The organism is Marinicauda pacifica (genome assembly GCF_004793635.1).
Classification (GTDB): Bacteria; Pseudomonadota; Alphaproteobacteria; order Caulobacterales; family Maricaulaceae; genus Marinicauda; species Marinicauda pacifica.
Genome location: NZ_SRXV01000032.1, coordinates 1 through 323, shown reverse-complemented (window position 1 = coordinate 323; position 323 = coordinate 1). Strand labels below are relative to the sequence as shown.

General features: G+C 67.5%; 1 protein-coding gene. It reads left to right on the top strand.

All coding sequences use genetic code 11. The features are described from left to right. A partial coding sequence (locus E5162_RS14290; protein ID WP_241973584.1) for a His/Gly/Thr/Pro-type tRNA ligase C-terminal domain-containing protein occupies positions 1-318 on the top strand: 318 nt, incomplete at its 5' end. Positions 319-323 lie beyond the last annotated feature (5 nt).

The window sequence follows — 323 nt, the reverse complement described above, 5'->3', positions numbered from 1 at the left end:
ATTGCCGACCGCCACGAGGATTATGCCCGCAAGGTGCGCGACCAGCTGTTCAGCGCGCCGGAGGACACGGTCAATGGCGGCATCCGCGTCGAGGCCGACCTGGCCGCGGAGCGCATGCAGAAGAAGATCCGCAACGCGCAGACGCGCCAGATCCCCTACATGATGGTGGTTGGCGATGCGGAAGCTGAAGCGGGTACGGTCGCGCTGCGCCACCGCGATCACGGCGATCTGGGCTCGATTCCCGTCGAGGCTCTGATCGAGCGGATCGCCACCGCAGTGCGCACCCGCGCCGATGCGCCCAAACCCGACGCGGCTTAAGCCAC